The following is a 17,552-nucleotide window of genomic DNA, read 5'->3' as shown; positions in this document are numbered from 1 at the left end:
CCCTATACAGATAGGGGGAAACAATTGATGTTAAGAAATACCAAAAAAACTACCACACGTCAATTAGAAGGTGGACAAGCCAAGCTTCAAATAGAAGCTGGTAGTGAAGTAGAGAGACAATTTCAGATGATTGGACTTACGGAGGCCGATTTACGAATAATTCATTGTACGCAAGAATATGTCGTAGAAAATCTGGATTTTATGGTTGATAGATTTTATCAAAATCTAGAAAATGAACCTGCTTTACTACAAATTATTAATCAACATAGTTCTATAGAAAAACTAAAGCAAACTTTAAAAAGACATATCTCGGAAATGTTTACAGGGGTAATCAATGAGGAATATTTCTCCAAACGACAACGAATCGCTTTAATACATGTACATATCGGACTTGATACAAAGTGGTACATGTGTGCCTTTCAAGACCTGTTCTTGTCATTGGTGACAATAATAGAGAAGAACATTAACTCAAAAGACGAATGTTTCCTAGCAATTCGATCCATTTCAAAAATAGTAAATTTAGAGCAACAGCTGGTATTGGAAGCATATGATGCGGAAACAGAGCGGATAAAAAAACAAGCAGAGGAACAAAAGCAATTAATACGAGAAAATGTAGCACATGCATCGGAGAATCTTGCGGCCATATCGGAAGAAACAAATGCTGCGTTCCAACAACTGAGTTCACAATCAGATGAAATTGTATTAATTGCGAATGCTGGGTCAGAGCTTTCACATTTAGCAGAGAAGCGAGCGACAAATGGTAAGCAGCAAGTAAACGAACAGAAGGAAAACATGTCGACAATTCATTATTCTATACATAAGCTTGCTAGTGAGGTGAAGGCTTTAGCAGATATATCAAAAAAAATGCAAGGAATTATTGATATTGTAACGGGGATCGCTGATCAAACAAGCCTGCTTTCTCTTAATGCTTCAATTGAGGCTGCACGAGCTGGTGAGCACGGTCGTGGATTTGCAGTCGTGGCAGAAGAAGTTCGGAAACTTGCAGATGAAACAAAAAGATCAGTCACAAATGTGTCAACCCTTATCTCGAATACAGATCAACAAGTAGAAAAATTAACTGGATCATTATATAAAATTAGCGAAGAAATCGAAAATGGAAACGATACGTTTAAAGAATCGGAAACGCATTTTGCAGAGATTGTTAATACGATGAAAAAAACCAGGATTCAAAATAATAAGATTGAAAAAGAGTTTATTTCATTTGTGAACGTATTGGATGAATTAGGTAAAGCAATGGACGAAGTGGCTTCTTCAGCAGATAATCTTACGATGATTACTAGTGAAATGCAATAGCAAGGAAGGTACTGTAATAATTACTATTTTATGGTGTGACCCATTTATTATATAACCATATATTTATTTTTTATCCCGCATATAACTGGCAGTAAGTCCCCACTTCAAGCAATCAAGTGAAACCAATATGGATAAGTGTGGGATCGACTGCCAGTAAATGTCCGATTGGTTTAACTAACCATCCGTGGGGAAAAACAAAACCCCCCACGGATGGAAGTTTCATTTTATCCCGCATATAATTGGCAGTAAGTCCCCACTTCAAGCAATCAAGTGAAACCAATATGGATAAGTGTGGATCAACTGCCAGTAAATGTCCGATTGGTTCGGGCCTAAATGGAAGTAGGTCACAAAGGCGTTGCCACAGGATGTGGCGAATGAAGCCTTTGTACGTATATGTTTTAAAAACAGATGGAAGCTTCACTTGATTTGATTACAGAAGTACGAATATCTATAGTTAAATGAATGCTTACACAACTTTAGGAAGCTATAAAGATGATGGGGAGAAAAATATCTCCTTGCATTTTTATATAAGTATTGATAATATTTAAGCAATAATCCTTAAGGAAAGTGGAAGGATTTTGGTAGGAACTTGGCGGGGGTTTATAGGAACCAATAAATGCCCCTATAATAATAAAAAGTTACTACCGTAATAAGGAAAATATAATATAGTAGTTATTTCCTTCGGGGTCGGGTGAAATTCCCAATCGGCGGTGATGAAGTTATTTACTTCTTAGTCCGTGACCCGTGCGGCATAATGCCAAACGGTGGATCTGGTGTGACTCCAGAGCCGACAGTTAAAGTCTGGATGGGAGAAGGAATTTTTGACGCAGCATGTTAGCAAATAGGATACGTATGCTATTTGCCAACGTTTTTTTGCCATTCATATTTTCAATGGCTTATTTACGTATACATGTGGTGACGAAATTCTGTCCTCAAAGCCTCTGAAGCGAAATTCAGAGGCTTTTTTCGTAGTCTAGTAAATTTGTCCATATGGATAAATTTTGGCGTGTTGAACCGCGTCCAGCTCCAGCGCCAAGAAACGATGCGACTTCACGAATCGCCCTGCGATAAGTCATCATCGGTTCGCAAGCACACCGTGATTCCTTTATCTCCGTTGACTGGCTCTAGTCGCTACGTTTCTAATCGTGCGCTTGCGCTTTTGTTCTACTGGTTGGAAAGATAAAGCCAGTATAAGTTCGATCTAGTACGCTTCAATTTTAGGAAAAAGGAGTGAAATTTATGTTTACTGGAATTATTGAAGAGAAAGGTGTCATTCGCTCCATAAAGCAACCATCTAAACAGGCAATCTTTTTAACAATTACTGCCAAAAAAGTGATCATGGATATGCACGTTGGTGATAGTGTTGCTGTTAATGGGACTTGTCTAACAGTTGCTGCATTTGATGATATTGGCTTCTCTGCGGAGGTGATGCCAGAGACAATGAAAGCTACCTCTCTAAAGGAACTGACGAAAGGGTCTGAAGTGAACCTAGAGAGGGCGATGGGAGTTAACAGTCGATTTGGTGGACATTTTGTTTCTGGCCATGTTGACGGTACTGGAACGATTATTCAGAAATATCAAAAGGAGAATGCCATTTATTATGACATTGAAGTGGATAAGGAACTAGAAAGATATTTACTAAAAAAGGGTTCGATTGCAGTCGATGGTGTAAGCTTAACACTATTTCAAGTTCGTGGGAATGTCTTTACGATATCATTAATTCCTCATACAGCTTCCGTGACTATTTTAGGAGATAAAGGCAAGGGGAGCTTGGTGAATATAGAGTGTGATATGCTCGTGAAACATGTAGAGCAATTGCTTTCCCATTCTACTGATTCAAGGAAGCTTGATCATAATTTTCTTAAACAAAAAGGTATTATTTAGGAGGTGCCATAAATGAACACAATTGAAGAGGCTATCGATCAATTAAAGACAGGGAGACCTATCATCGTTGTGGATGATGAACAGAGAGAAAATGAAGGAGATTTAGTAGCACTATCTGAACTGATCACTCCTGATACGATAAACTTTATGATCACCCACGGTAAAGGCCTGGTTTGTACATCGATTGAGTCAGAAGTAGCAGAGCGAGTTGGACTTTCTTTAATGACATCAAACAATAACGATCCGCTATCAACAGCCTTTACAGTCAGTGTAGATTATAAGGATACAACTACTGGGATAAGCGCACATGAACGCTCAACGACAATTCGTGCCTTAGTTAATAAATTTGCAATGAAAGAGGATTTTAAACAGCCAGGTCACGTATTTCCTTTAATTGCTAAGGGTGGAGGTGTTTTAACACGTCCTGGACATACAGAAGCTTCCGTGGATTTAGCAAAACTTTGTGGAGCAGCCCCATCAGGAGTTATCTGTGAAATAATTAAAGAAAACGGCATGATGGCGAGAGTGCCAGATTTAGAAAGAATGGCTGCCAAGTTTAACTTATGTATGATTTCTATTGAAGATTTAATCAATTATCGATTAATGATAGAAGAGGAGTGTAAGCAAAATGGGACATATATTGGAAGGTAATCTTGTAGGAACCGATTTAAGAATCGGTATTGTTGTAAGTAGGTTTAATGACTTTATTACTAGTAAACTTCTCGAGGGGGCTGAGGATGCCTTAATTAGACATGGTGTAGCAAAGGAAAATATTACGATTGTTTGGGTTCCTGGAGCATACGAGCTTCCATTAATTGCTAAGAAAATGGCTCTGAAAGCAGACTATGATGCCATTATTACTTTAGGAACAGTTATTCGAGGCTCGACACCTCATTTTGATTATGTTTGTAATGAAGCAGCAAAGGGGATATCTCAAGCATCCTTACAATCCGAGAAGCCAGTTATTTTTGGTGTCTTAACAACGGAGTCCATTGAGCAGGCAATTGAACGTGCTGGTACAAAAGCAGGTAATAAAGGAGCGGAAGCAGCGTTATCAGCTATAGAAATGGCAAATTTACTTCGATCATTATAAAACGATATATCAAAGCAAGTAAGCAACTTCTCAGAAATAGTTAGAGGAGTTGCTTTGGTTATTTTGCTATTTCTCTTTCTTACTTTATTCCACATAACTGGCAGTAAGCCCCCCACCTCAAGGAATAAAGTGAAAGCAATATGGATAAGAAGGTGTTCAACTGCCAGTAAATGTCCGATTGGTTCACCTAACAATCAGTGGTGGATAAACAAAACCACCAACTGATTGAAGTTTCACTTTATCTAAAATAATATCCTTCTAACGTTGGAAAAATCCATAGGGATAGGATAAACTTGTCCGTAGAGGATTTTTTTAATTTATCCCGCATATAACTGGCAGTAAGATCCGCGCTTTAAGCAATAAAGTGAACCCAATATGGGTAAGTGTGGAACAACTGCCAGTAAATGTCCGATCGGTTTAAGGGCCTTTAGGTCATACCCTTGTGGTACTAACCATCCGTGGGGAAAAACAAAACCCCCCACGGATGGAAGTTTCACTTTATCCCGCATATAACTGGCAGTAAGATCCGCACTTTAAGCAATAAAGTGAACCCAATATGGGTAAGTGTGGAACAACTGCCAGTAAATGTCCGATCGGTTTAAGGGCCTTTAGGTCATACCCTTGTGGTACTAACCATCCGTGGGGAAAAACAAAACCCCCCACGGATGGAAGTTTCACTTTATCCCGCATATAACTGGCAGTAAGATCCGCACTTTAAGCAATGAAGTGAACCCAATATGGGTAAGTGTGAACAACTGCCAGTAAATGTCCGATTGGTTTAAGGGCCTTTAGGTCATACCCTTGTGGTACTAACCATCCGTGGGGAAAAACAAAACCCCCTACGGATGGAAGTTTCACTTTATATATAAAAAATATGAATGATAAAAGATCTTGTGTTCACAGATATGGGGGAGATTATTATTAAGCTATTATTAGGACAATTAGTAATCATTGCTGTTGTATGGACGGGAATGGCTTTTTTCTTTTCAGAGATGGCTGAGCCAAGTAAAGTTATTTTCTACCTTGTAACTTCTTGGATGCTATTGTTAATTGTTATTATTATTAAAACATGGTTAAAGAATCGAAAGAGTTGAAGGATGATCGAGAATGCTAACCGTTGAAAATATAACGAAATCATTTGGTGATAAAATATTATTTCAATCTGTTTCCTGTATCATTGCTGCGCATGAACGAATAGGGTTAATTGGAGTAAATGGTACCGGGAAGTCTACATTCCTTAAAACAATCGCAAAACTTGAGTCACCAGAACAGGGTACGATTCAGCACGCAAAAGATTATCAAATTGAATACTTAGCCCAAGATCCAGATTTAGATGGGGATTTGACAGTGATGGAGCAGATTTATTATGGTAATTCGTTAATTATGCGTGTGATGCGCGATTATGAGCGAGCATTGCTGGATTTACAACGTGATCCAACAAGTGAAAAAGAGCAATCAAATTTGCTTGTGATGCAGCAGAAGATGGATGAGGCAAATGCGTGGGAAGCAAATACAGCAGCCAAAACGGTCCTAACGAAGCTAGGCATTACAGAATTTAATAGAAAAATAAATGCGTTATCTGGGGGACAAAAAAAGCGAGTGGCCATTGCCAAAGCCTTAATTCAGCCTGCTGATCTCCTCATTTTAGATGAGCCGACGAACCATTTGGATAATGAGACGATTGATTGGCTTGAGAGGTATTTACAATCATATCGTGGCTCCCTATTAGTAGTTACACACGATCGATACTTTTTAAATCGTGTGACGAATCGAATTTTCGAATTAGACAAAGGAAAGCTTTATTCGTATGAAGGGAATTATGAGATTTTTTTAGAAAAAAAGGCAGAGCGTGAAGCGCTGGAGAGAAGTAATGAGATGAAGCATAAAAATACGCTACGCAGGGAGTTAGCGTGGTTAAAGCGTGGAGCTAAAGCTCGTTCGACAAAGCAAAAAGCAAGAATTGATCGTGTTCATGAGATGAAGGAAAAAACATTTGACACGAATGAGCAAGCCATTGATGTACCCGTAGGATCTGTCCGATTAGGGAAAAAAGTAATAGAGCTGAAGGAAGTAGATAAGTCCTTTGCCAATAAACAAATCGTAACCAAATTGAATCAATTAATTGTTCCTGGAGACAGATTAGGTATTGTAGGTCCAAATGGGTCTGGGAAAACGACGTTGCTCGACTTAATGGCACAGCGTATTACACCAGATAATGGAGAAGTTATTATTGGTGAAACAGTGAAAATCGGCTATTATACACAGGGTGATGAAGAGCTTAACGGTGAAATGAGAATCATTGATTATATAAAAGAAGTAGCTGAAGTTATCCACACAAAAGACGGGGCGATTATTACAGCTGAGCAAATGCTCGAACATTTTTTATTTTCTCGAACACAACAGTGGACGTATATTCGGAAGCTATCAGGTGGAGAAAAACGTCGTCTCTATTTATTGAAAATATTAATGGAAGAACCAAATGTTTTATTTTTAGATGAGCCTACCAATGATTTAGATACGCAAACATTAAGTGTATTAGAAGAGTATCTCGATCAATTTCCTGGCGTCGTTATAACAGTTTCACATGATCGATACTTTTTAGATCGAGTGATTGACCGTTTATTAGTTTTTACGGAAAATAATCGTATAATACCTTACTATGGAAACTACACGGACTATCTAGAGAAACAGAAGGAAATACCGATGACCCAAAAGCCTGTTGAAAAAACAGAAAAAGTAAAGCCGAAGAAACAGAGGAAAAAACTTTCCTATAATGAGCAAAAAGAATGGAATGAAATTGAAGATGTTATTACAGCATTGGAAGAAGAACTGGAAAAGATCCAGGATAACATTGTAAATGCTGGAAGTGATTCAGAAAGAGTCCAAGTATTATTTAACGAACAGCAAGAGATAGAAGCCAAATTAGAGGCAAAGATGGAACGTTGGGAAGAGTTATCATTATTAATTGGTGAATAGAACCTACCTGCAATGAGGTGCATCCCTAAAGTTAGACCAAATATCTAATTGCTAGGGGTGTTTTTTGTTGTCTAGGAAAATTATAAAATATGCCCATGTGGATAAATAGGGGCGTGTTGAGCTGCGCCCAGCTCTAGCGCCCAGAAACGATGCGACTTCACGAATCGCCCTAATCTAAGTCAACATCGGCTCGCAATCTCACTGTGATTCCTTTATCACCGTTGACTCGCCAATCATCGTTTCTAATCGGGCGCTTGCGCTCTTGTTCTTTATTGTAAATCCATACATGAAAACAGCGTTTTGTATTGGATAAAAGCGCTTAATTGTTTATCTGTATAGAATTACGAAGATAAGCTTAAACTAACCTCAACGATCGTTTATTCAGGTGGTTAAAGCGTATGAGTGTAGATGAACTATATTATCAAATTTATGAATTAAAAGAAAGACTTGGCATTCTACAGGAAGAGTATTGGCATCAAACTTCTGGTCCAGATACATGGTATTTTTGGTTCAATATTGTGAGTGTAATCATTCCTTTCGTTCTTTTATACTTTTTCTTGGATCGAGGGAGAGTATTTGAAATCGGTTTTTATGGTTTTGCCATACATGTCATGTGGTCTAATCTTGATAATGTATTATCGATGTATAATTATCTTATTACACCACATAGTATTTCCTACTTATTTCCAACAAGTCTTACAGTGACAACAGTTGTGCTGCCGATTGGATTTATGTTGCTCTACCAATATTGTACGAATAAAGGGAAAAATTTTTATTTATATGCTATCGTGCTTTCTGCTGGATTTGGATATGGATTAGCCTCTATTTTTATTGCTTTGGATATGTTAATTTTGCATGGAGGAATGAAGTTAACCTATATATTCTTATTGGATGTTGCTATTTCGTATCTTGCTTTTTGGCTAACCAAATTGTTCTGGTGGTTAAAAAATCATGGACCTAAAAAAACAGGCTAAGGAGTAAATCCTCCTAGCCTGTTTTTCCTTTTATTCTGTTAGTCCCTCAATGGAGATTGTTTCTACTATTCCGGTTTGATTGTCACGCATATTTGCTTCTAATTGAACTTTATCGCCTATTTGCAAGAAAATGGATCTTGGTGCTTTTCCAGAATTTACGGTATAAATAGTCGCATCATCTTTAAGTAAGAATTGAACAATTTGTTTTTTATCTTGCGTTGTTACAACAACCCGTTCAACAATACCATTTCTCTTTTCTAATGCTGCTTCTCCAGTTGATTCCACATTACTAGGATCTTGCGCCAAAGCTAAACGATAAGCCTCAAGTGTACTTCTGGCAGTATCACCAAAAACAACAAAATCGGAATCAGACGCTTTAATATATGCATAATGTTTAAATAATCCGTTTGGATCAAGGACATTTACAACCCATGTTGGATTCCCATCAATGTTGTAAAGAATTGGCATGGAACCAGTCCATTTCTTTTCAGGGAACTCTTTATTTACAATTTCCTTTGCACCCTTACTATCCATTATGCCGTTATTCTTTTCCCCGTTATAATATGTTAGTTCACCTGTTCTTGCATTAATTAAGGTGTAACCAAGTGCGGAGTCAATATTCTCTTTTGGGGAAGACATATCAGTAAAATAATGCATCTCTCCATTCTCATCAAAAATTGGTGTAACGCTTGATTCCGTACCAGATTCATTCGCAATCTTTACATCCTTTTTGCCAAAAAGGGAGTTCAGCCACCCATGAATATATTTCCCGAAATATTCATTCTCATTTGAGGCCATTTCTGAACTAATGGATCCATCAATAAATTCAGGTGCATCAGCAGCATGATATAGTTTAACATCACCTGTAACAGGATCGACTACGGCAACATGTAATTTTTCCATATCTGGCTTGTTCGTTAGTCCGATTGGTTTAAAGAGCGTTTGAACATACCAAGGCTTTCCATTTTCGTCTACTTCAATTTGTGCCTCACCACTTCGAATATAATCTGGATGCGCATTATAAATGGTACGATCAATGTTATGATGAAAGTAGCTCGAATTTGTATACTTCATATTATTTTTAATAAATTTTGGCTGGGCATTAACATCAGTAGCAGAGATAGTGAAATAACCTTCTGTCTCTTTGCCTCTAAAGTACCTCCAGAAATCAGTGAACTCTACCGGTGCAACGAACACAATGTCATCTTTAATTTTTTGCACCTGCAACTTACCTAAGTCATAATATTGTGTGTTTGGTACTACACTCATCGCCTTCTGTACTTTATTTCGAGCAAACTCAGGCGAAACAACAATTGGTGTAGCATCTTTATCTAAAGGTTTGGCTTCAGCTACTTCTTCTTTAGCAATGGATTCATACGTATCATCTAAGGTGAATATTCCTAATACAAAAAATCCAGGAATAGCTATAACAGTAAATACAATGATGGCCCCTGTGATCACATCAAACTGTTGACTTGATTTGCTAAAAGGTTGGCTTGACGTAAGCATATACAAACCAGTCATACCAGCTACTCCAATGATGATATTGGCAATCGTCATATTTGGAATCGTAATAGGTGGCATAAAAATATAGACGATTATAGCCCCTATGATAAATAAAGTCGCAAATATAATAGCAACTGCCTTAAAAGTTGTTACTCGATATTTCTTGTTTTTAAGTACAAAATATCCAGCAATAACAAAATACAGGATAAAGGATAGAATCGTTGTTGTTAATATTCCTGTCATGCTTTCATCTCCTATCTTCTTTACAAGAGGGAACTTTGAGAGTCCGGAAAAAATAGTAGCTTTATATACACAAAAACAATATGTGAACCCTACAAGTAATGATGTGATTATTACCTTTATGAATGTATACGTTGAAAATGAATAAAAAGTTTCAGTTTAGGCACATTTATTTTCAAATAAATATAAATTCATTAAAATAGGGGGATACGAATGCAAAGGGGGGAGCGGATGAAACAAATTTATAGTGATGTTATTCAATTTCGTGGTAGTCATTATGAATATGGGATTAGACAGGGTGAATGGTTAAGAAATTCATTTATTCTTGAAAACAGAAAGAAGCAATGGGGAATTAGAAGACCGCGTTTCACTATTAATGAAAGTGAGGTAAAGGCGGCTATCACGACGTTTGCTCCAGGAATATGGGAAGAACTTCAAGGACTCATGCATGCGTTAAAGTGGGATATGAATGATGTACTTCAAGAGTTCGGTGGCTATCGTTTAGCGTATACCAAAAGTGGTTGTTCTATTTTTACAGGGTCCAATTATATGATACGTAATTATGACTATCATCCGAAAACATATGAAGGGCGCTATACCATTTTTCAACCAAATGATCAAGGTTTCGCGACCATTGGACCGTCACAGCGCATTACTGGCAGAATGGATGGTATGAACGAACATGGTCTTGCATTGGGCTATAATTTCATTCATCGTCGAAAGCCGGGTGATGGCTTTATTTGTAATATGATCGGAAGAATAATTTTGGAAAGCTGTAGAAATACAGAAGAGGCAATACATTTATTGAAAGATATTCCTCATCGGCACTCATTTAGTTATGTATTGTTAGATAGGAGCGGGGATTCTATTGTAGTAGAAGCATCACCGCGAGCTGTTAAGGTACGTCAGTCACATGTATGTACCAATCATTTTGAAACATTAACAGCTGAAAACCGTTACCATTTGGATGATTCCTATCGAAGGAAGCGGGCAATAGATGAGCAAAAGGGGTCATTAAATAATGCTTATCAAGCATTTGAAATGATGAATAATTCAACAAGAGGTGTATTCTCTACTAAATATAAAAACTGGTCGGGAACCATTCATACCTCTGGTTATTTTCCTAAAGAATTAAAGGTGTGGTTTGCTTTAGGTGGAGATCGAAAGCCAGAAATCTTTGACTTTAAACGATGGTTAAAAGGGGAGAATATAGCCATGAAACGAGTAATTGGAATGGTTGATACGGACTTGCCATTTGTTCATATGGAAGAAAATGTTCGATAAATACTATTATTTAGGAATTCAATGTTTAAAGTGTTGAGGTTTAAGGGAAAATAAATTTAGACTGACATTATCTGTACAAGTACTTGCTCAACAGAATAGGAGTTTATTACAGCTCAAGAAACATGGATTACATGCATGATCATTCAGAATAAAAGGATTTATTTATTTGAATGAAGTTTTACTTTATTTATGAGTTCCAGTTATATTATACTCAAATGGAATATGAAGGTAGGAGGTAATCTAATGAAGCTTTTTCAGGTAAGGAAGGGCCAATTCGTTTTTTACAAGAATGAATTGCATAAAGTATATTCGGTAAAACCGATGTTTAAAAAATCGGTTCATTTATATCGCCTAAAGGATATGCAGCAAATTCTAACGAAAGCAAGCGAAATAGAACTCTATAGACCACAACATAATGATACATTTATTTTTTACGGGAAAAGGTATACGATTGATAAGAATAAGATGCCAGAACCAGGGGACTATATTCTAATTATTAAGCCAGCTCCAGATTTCCTTGACCATTATTCCTTAAATGCTATTGAAAAAGTAGATAGTGTGGAAGACGGGAATGTTGTTACCACTAGAGATAATGGAGTGAAGCATAGTGAATATGTTGTAATGGTCCCAGGTAAGGCTGATGCAAGTCAAGAAATAGCTTATTATGATAAAAGCCTCGTGCCAGAAGAACAGCAAATTCAAGATGAATCGATTAGCTACCTTGCTGAAAGTGACGGCAGCTTAAAGCCAGTCGTTGGTGATATATATATTGATATTGCTAATGAAACAAAAGCAATGATTGTCGCTATGACAGAAGATGAGGTTGTGTTCGGGCATGGAGTACGTGTACATGTGGCGGATCTACTTAATGAGGAAAATTACAAGTTAGTTTATCGTTTTGAGGAAGATTTATAATTAATCATCAGTCCCTAATCATCAAAAATTGGCGATTAGGGATTTTTTTATAAGTTAAGAAAGTATAAAATCAGTGCAATGATTGCGTTAAGCCAAGTAGTTATTTTGAAATGTTTGATGTATATTGGCAATGCTCCGACTAATTACTTCGCTTTCCGCGGGCACGGCCTTAACTAACTTTGCAAAGAAGAACACGTTGCAAAGTGGATTTTCGGCTCGTGCTAATCCCGCAGGAGTCTACGTAATTAGTCTCCGCTATGCGAAGGTGCAACAATTCTTGTCATAAGTAATAGGTTGACTTTTTTTACAATGGGTAAAGTGAAAATCGCTATTCGTGAGTATAATAGCAGCTGTGTTACTTCATGCTAGCGTTGTAGAGCCTGATAATAGCGAAGGCCGGCCACTTCAACTCCTGTGGGAAATGTTTGACCTGAAGATCCACTTTTTTGAGCGGGTTTTGCTAAAAAAGTTAGCTGAAGGACAAACCCCACGGAAAGGGAAGTGGGCAAGCCGGAGTGGTGGTCAAGCAGTAGCTATTATTCCATAATAGCTACTAGAGAAAGCGTAAATCTGAGCATTTAGTGATAAGGAATGAGCGAATTTTGCTCAGTTTTTCTTATGGTTATAAGCAGACATAATACAAAGGGTTCGTATGTCTCAAGGAGGTGTCATAAAATTGAATGCGCGTAAATGAAAATCTTTGATTATGAATATAATGTGAAACACTTCACAAAATATGGATGAAAATTCGTAGAATTGGTATACTATAGATGTAAAAATTAGAAAGGGTGAAGAAAATGTCAAATATTGTTTTTGTATCACCTGGTAAATATATTCAAGGAAAAGATGCCTTACATCTTATTGGAAAACATGTGAAATCAATCGCAGAAAAGCCACTTATTCTTTCTGATGATGTGGTTTGGGACATAACTAAAGAGACAATTGAAGCAAGCATGAGGGAAGAAAATTTGGACTATCATTATGTTCCGTTTAATGGAGAGGCCTCATTAAGTGAAATAAAAAGAGTGGTAAATGAAGGGAAGGATCATCAGGTAGATGTAGTAGTTGGTGTAGGCGGAGGGAAGACATTGGATACAGCTAAAGCGATAGCAAATGAATTGCATGCTCGTGTTGCTATCGTTCCAACTACTGCTTCAACAGATGCACCTACGAGCGCATTATCTGTGATATATAGTGATGAAGGAGTGTTTGAAAGTTATAAGTTTTATCATAAAAACCCTGACTTAGTACTTGTTGATACTGCAGTTGTCGCCAAAGCTCCAGCTAGATTATTTGCGTCTGGTATTGCTGATGCGATGGCTACATGGGTAGAGGCTCGAGCTACACTGAAGCGCAATGGTGATACGATGGCAGGCGGAAAAACAAGTATTGCAGCTAAGGCAATTGCTAAAGAGTGTGAAAAAACATTATTTGCATATGGAATAGCTGCATATCAAGCAGTAAAAAAAGGATTGGTTACGAATCATGTAGAAGCTGTAGTGGAAGCTAATACATTATTATCAGGATTAGGTTTTGAAAGTGGTGGCTTAGCAGGAGCACATGCCATTCATAATGGATTCACCGTACTCGAAGGTGATATTCACCACCTTACTCATGGCGAAAAGGTTGCATATGGTACATTGGTGCAGTTGTTATTAGAGCTCCATAGCGAGGATGAAATGATAAAATATATTCAATTTTATCGCGAACTTGGTCTTCCAACTACATTACGAGACATGCATTTAGACGATGTTTCTTATGAGGAGCTGCTAAAAGTAGGCGAGGCAGCTACGCAAGAAGGAGAGACGATGAAAAACTTATCACCAAGTATTCAGGCTGGTGATGTTGCTTCAGCTATACTTGCAGTAGATCAGTTAAGCAAACAATTTGTGAATAAGTAATATCAAAAAACTGTCCATGGCGATTTTATCTCATGGACAGTTTTTGTTTCTAAGTTAAGAAAGTATAAAATCAGTGCAATGACTGCGTTAAGCCCAGTAGTTATTTTGAAATGTTTGATGTATATTGGCAATGCTCCGACTAATTACTTCGCTTTCCGCGGGCACGGCCTTAACTAACTTTGCAAAGAAGAACACGTTGCAAAGTGGATTTTCGGCTCGTGCTAATCCCGCAGGAGTCTACGTAATTAGTCTCCGCTATGCGAAGGTGCAACAATTCTTGTCATAAGTAATAGGTTGACTTTTTTTACAATGGGTATAATGAAAATCGCTATCCGTGAGTATAAAAGCAGCTGTGTTACTTCATGCTAGCGTTGTAGAGCCTGATAATAGCGAAGGCCGGCCACTTCAACTCCTGTGGGAAATGTTTGACCTGAAGATCCACTTTTTTGAGCGGGTTTTGCTAAAAAAGTTAGCTGAAGGACAAACGCCACGGAAAGGGAAGTGGGCAGCCGGAGTGGTGGTCAAGTAGTAGCTATTATTCCATAATAGCTATTAGAGAAAGCGTGAATCTGAGCATGTAGTGATAAGGACTGAGCGAATTTTGCTCAGTTTTTCTTATTTTTGGATATAATTATTGTTCAAGTTTAGAACTGGCTTTATATCCAAGAATATTTATTGGATCCTTTGGACTAGAATAAGGTGGTGCATAACCAAGCTCTAAATCAGATAGATCAAAGACGGTTAGCTTTCCTTTGATTGCAGTGGCAAGAACTGCTAGACGCTTATCTACACCTGCATGACCAACGACCTGCCCACCTAGAATGGTTCCATGCTGTTTATCAAATAAAACCTTTATCCAAAGCTTATCTGCTCCAGGGTAATAGCTTGCATTTGATAACGATTGAAGTGTAGCTACATCGTATGATTTTCCATAGGCTTCTAAGCTGTCACTATTATGACCAGTTGATCCAATTGTTAAATCGAATAATTTTAAAATATTGGTGCCATATGTTCCATTATACGTAATAGGTTTTCCATTTAGATGATTAGCAATGACAAAAGCTTGACGATGGGCAGGTCCTGCTAAGGCAATATTTCTCCCATGACCAGTAATTGGATCCTTTGTTTCTACTACATCTCCTAATGCATAAATACTTGGATCACTAGTTTGCATAAAAGTGTTGACTAAGATTGCGCCTGTTTTGCCAATTTCAAGGGATGCATCTACTGCAAGCTTGGTATTTGGACGAATTCCAACAGCCATGATGGTGAGATCCGCTTGAATAGTTCCTCCACTGTTTACATGTAATAGCTTTCCATCATTTGAGAAATGATGAAGGCCATCATTTAATCGTACTTCTATATTCTTTTTCGTTAGGTATTCTTGCACAATCCTAGCCATATCTGCATCAATAACATTCATTACTTGTTCAGAGCGATCAATAAGTTTGCAGGTTATTCCTTTGGCATGTAAATTTTCAATCATTTCTAAACCTACAAAGCCACCACCAATAACAGCTGCGGACTTAGGCTGATTTGTTTCGATATAAGCATGAATTGCATCCATATCAGGTATCGTATGCAAGCTAAATGTCCGTTCCCTATTCATTCCCTTAATAGAAGGCATCACTGCAGATGCTCCAGGTGACAAAATTAACGTGTTATAGGTTTCTTGATGATTGCCTGTCTTTGAGCAATAGGTAATTTCTTTATTGGAACGGTCAATGGCTGTTACCTCTGTAAACGTACGGACCTCTACCTGAAATTTCTCACTAAATTTTTCTTTGGAATATAGAATAGCATCCCTATTTTCTATAGTACCTCCGATGTAATAGGGCATTCCGCAATTGGAAAAGGATACATGGCCACCCTTCTCCAATAAAATAATCTCATCTTCTTTGTTTGCTCTACGGATTTGCGCTGCTACGGTTGCCCCACCACCAACGCCGCCAACAATAAGGATTTTTTTGGCCAACTTGATCACCTCACTTTTTAACGTTCACATTCATTTGCATTACTAGTACTTTACCCTAAATAACCCCAATTGAACCTAAAAAAACAATAATGATTGTCACTGGGACAAGCCAGCGCATTAATTGGAACCATACATGGTATATCCCATCTGATAGATTATTTGCTGAAGTAAATTCCTGTTTTATAAGGCTTTTATCCATTCTAAATCCGATAAACAGAGCAATAAATAAACAGCCACCAGGCAGCATGATATTACTCACTAGAAAATCGGAGGCGTCAAAAATAGTTAGACCGAAAATCTTAAAATCAGCAAGGCTACTAGAGGATAATGCAGCTGGTATGCCTGCAATAAATACAAGTATACCGGAAACGATGGCTGTTTTTTTACGAGAACGTTGTTTTTTCTCACTGAATGCAGATGTTATGATTTCCAGCATGCTAAAGGAAGATGTTAAGACTGCAAATAAAAATAATAGTAAGAATAAACTTAAAAACAACTCTCCAAATGGCATTTGAGCAAATGCCTCTGGAAGCACAATAAAAAGTAACCCTGGACCTTCAGCAGGTTCCAAGCCAAATGCGAATACCACTGGGAAAATAGCAAGACCAGCTAGTAAGGATACAAAAATATTCATAATAGAAACAGAGCCTGCTGACATTGGCAAGCTAACATCTTTATTTAGATAAGAACTATATGTGACCATAACGGAGATCCCTACGGCGAGTGAAAAGAAGGATTGGCCAAGTGCATATAAAACATTTTCTGCATTAAGCTTAGAAAAGTCTGGTTGAAGGAAAAAACGTAATCCTTCTATTGCTCCTTCAAAAGTTACGGATCGAATAACGAGTACAATGAAGAAAATAAATAATAATGGCATTAAGATTTTACTTGTTTTTTCAATTCCGTCCTTAATTCCAAACGAAATAACGATGATATTAATTAAAATAAATAATAAATGGCCGATGATCGTAATGAGTGGATTACCGGTTATCGTTGCGAATAATTCCCCATAATTAGCCGAATCACTTATAATCATGCCGGGTATAGAGATTGCACTATAGATTAATACCCACCCACCAACGACACTATAAAAGGACAGAAGTAAGAATGCTCCTATAACTCCCCAATGTCCAATAAATGACCAGCCAGATTTTGGTGCAAGCTTTTGGTAGGCAGATACTGCCTCTTTCTGAGTACCTCTTCCAATAATAAATTCAGCAATTAAAATAGGAAGACCAATGATGATTGTAAATGCGATGAACAACAGGAAAAATGCTCCGCCACCATTCATTCCTGTCATATACGGGAATTTCCAAATTGCTCCTAGGCCAATTGCAGCTCCTGCTGAAGATAGGATAAATCCTAGCTTTGTTGACCATTGATCTTTTTTCTTTTCCATAAAATTTGTCTTCCTCTCTTCTTTTATTCGTTAGCTCAGATGTAATGTAGAAGACTTACTGAATAGTTCAGTCATAAATAGGGGCTGTCTC

The 17,552-nt window shown here is 37.6% G+C and carries 14 protein-coding genes, 1 pseudogene and 1 riboswitch; of the genes and pseudogenes, 12 read left to right on the top strand and 3 right to left on the bottom strand.

Annotated features, from left to right (window positions below; translation table 11 throughout):
* The first annotated feature begins 27 nt into the window (after positions 1 to 27).
* From RVS70_RS10120 to RVS70_RS10090, 7 genes and pseudogenes are all read left to right on the top strand, one after another.
* Positions 28 to 1,314, top strand: coding sequence for a globin-coupled sensor protein (locus tag RVS70_RS10120; RefSeq protein ID WP_321133168.1), 1,287 nt, complete (start codon positions 28 to 30; stop codon positions 1,312 to 1,314).
* Between the two features lie 673 nt (positions 1,315 to 1,987).
* Positions 1,988 to 2,135, top strand: a riboswitch (FMN riboswitch).
* A gap of 418 nt (positions 2,136 to 2,553) precedes the next feature.
* Positions 2,554 to 3,198 carry a riboflavin synthase gene (gene ribE, locus RVS70_RS10115; protein WP_026682778.1) on the top strand — a complete coding sequence of 215 codons (645 nt, stop codon included), beginning with the start codon at positions 2,554 to 2,556 and terminating at the stop codon, positions 3,196 to 3,198.
* A gap of 12 nt (positions 3,199 to 3,210) precedes the next feature.
* Positions 3,211 to 3,825, top strand: a pseudogene (gene ribB / locus RVS70_RS10110) (3,4-dihydroxy-2-butanone-4-phosphate synthase); the annotation flags it as partial.
* A gap of 1 nt (position 3,826) precedes the next feature.
* Positions 3,827 to 4,291, top strand: a complete 465-nt coding sequence (ribE, locus tag RVS70_RS10105) for a 6,7-dimethyl-8-ribityllumazine synthase (RefSeq protein WP_026682777.1) — start codon at positions 3,827 to 3,829, stop codon at positions 4,289 to 4,291.
* Positions 4,292 to 5,169: 878 nt separating this feature from the next.
* Complete coding sequence (locus RVS70_RS10100) at positions 5,170 to 5,385, top strand: hypothetical protein (protein ID WP_121604706.1); 216 nt, start codon at positions 5,170 to 5,172, stop codon at positions 5,383 to 5,385.
* A 13-nt stretch (positions 5,386 to 5,398) separates the two neighbouring features.
* The gene (locus RVS70_RS10095; protein ID WP_321133166.1) at positions 5,399 to 7,267 is read left to right on the top strand and encodes an ABC-F family ATP-binding cassette domain-containing protein; all 1,869 of its coding nucleotides are present in this window, start codon (positions 5,399 to 5,401) and stop codon (positions 7,265 to 7,267) included.
* A 398-nt stretch (positions 7,268 to 7,665) separates the two neighbouring features.
* Positions 7,666 to 8,241 (top strand): hypothetical protein, encoded by a 576-nt coding sequence (locus RVS70_RS10090; protein WP_121604708.1) that lies wholly within the window; start codon positions 7,666 to 7,668, stop codon positions 8,239 to 8,241.
* A 30-nt stretch (positions 8,242 to 8,271) separates the two neighbouring features.
* Here the strand turns inward: RVS70_RS10090 and RVS70_RS10085 are convergent, their stop codons facing one another.
* Positions 8,272 to 9,990, bottom strand: a complete 1,719-nt coding sequence (locus RVS70_RS10085; protein WP_321133165.1) for a DNA-binding protein — start codon at positions 9,988 to 9,990, stop codon at positions 8,272 to 8,274.
* 228 nt (positions 9,991 to 10,218) lie between these two features.
* Between RVS70_RS10085 and RVS70_RS10080 the strand changes: the two genes are divergently transcribed.
* The 5 genes from RVS70_RS10080 (at position 10,219) to RVS70_RS10060 (ending at position 14,616) form a co-directional block, all read left to right on the top strand.
* Positions 10,219 to 11,271: a C45 family peptidase gene (locus tag RVS70_RS10080; protein ID WP_321133164.1), complete on the top strand. Its 1,053-nt coding sequence runs from the start codon at positions 10,219 to 10,221 to the stop codon at positions 11,269 to 11,271.
* A 243-nt stretch (positions 11,272 to 11,514) separates the two neighbouring features.
* On the top strand, positions 11,515 to 12,186 hold the full coding sequence (locus tag RVS70_RS10075) for a hypothetical protein (RefSeq protein ID WP_026682773.1): 672 nt from the start codon (positions 11,515 to 11,517) through the stop codon (positions 12,184 to 12,186).
* Positions 12,187 to 12,520: 334 nt separating this feature from the next.
* Positions 12,521 to 12,733 (top strand): hypothetical protein, encoded by a 213-nt coding sequence (locus RVS70_RS10070; RefSeq protein WP_321133162.1) that lies wholly within the window; start codon positions 12,521 to 12,523, stop codon positions 12,731 to 12,733.
* A gap of 250 nt (positions 12,734 to 12,983) precedes the next feature.
* Entirely contained in the window at positions 12,984 to 14,087 is a 1,104-nt protein-coding gene (locus RVS70_RS10065; RefSeq protein WP_321133160.1) for a glycerol dehydrogenase, read from the top strand.
* A 334-nt stretch (positions 14,088 to 14,421) separates the two neighbouring features.
* Entirely contained in the window at positions 14,422 to 14,616 is a 195-nt protein-coding gene (locus tag RVS70_RS10060) for a hypothetical protein (RefSeq protein ID WP_121604059.1), read from the top strand.
* Between the two features lie 102 nt (positions 14,617 to 14,718).
* Here RVS70_RS10060 and RVS70_RS10055 read toward each other — a convergent pair whose 3' ends face one another.
* Together RVS70_RS10055 and RVS70_RS10050 are read right to left on the bottom strand one after the other, a co-directional pair.
* Positions 14,719 to 16,062 carry a CoA-disulfide reductase gene (locus RVS70_RS10055; RefSeq protein ID WP_026682897.1) on the bottom strand — a complete coding sequence of 448 codons (1,344 nt, stop codon included), beginning with the start codon at positions 16,060 to 16,062 and terminating at the stop codon, positions 14,719 to 14,721.
* Between the two features lie 55 nt (positions 16,063 to 16,117).
* The gene (locus RVS70_RS10050) at positions 16,118 to 17,461 is read right to left on the bottom strand and encodes a sodium-dependent transporter (RefSeq protein WP_321133157.1); all 1,344 of its coding nucleotides are present in this window, start codon (positions 17,459 to 17,461) and stop codon (positions 16,118 to 16,120) included.
* Positions 17,462 to 17,552 lie beyond the last annotated feature (91 nt).

It is taken from the genome of Virgibacillus sp. M23 (genome assembly GCF_034190895.1).
Classification (GTDB): Bacteria; Bacillota; Bacilli; order Bacillales; family Amphibacillaceae; genus Virgibacillus; species Virgibacillus salarius.
The sequence above is the reverse complement of the archived record's forward strand: the minus strand, read 5'-3'. Positions and strand labels throughout refer to the sequence as shown.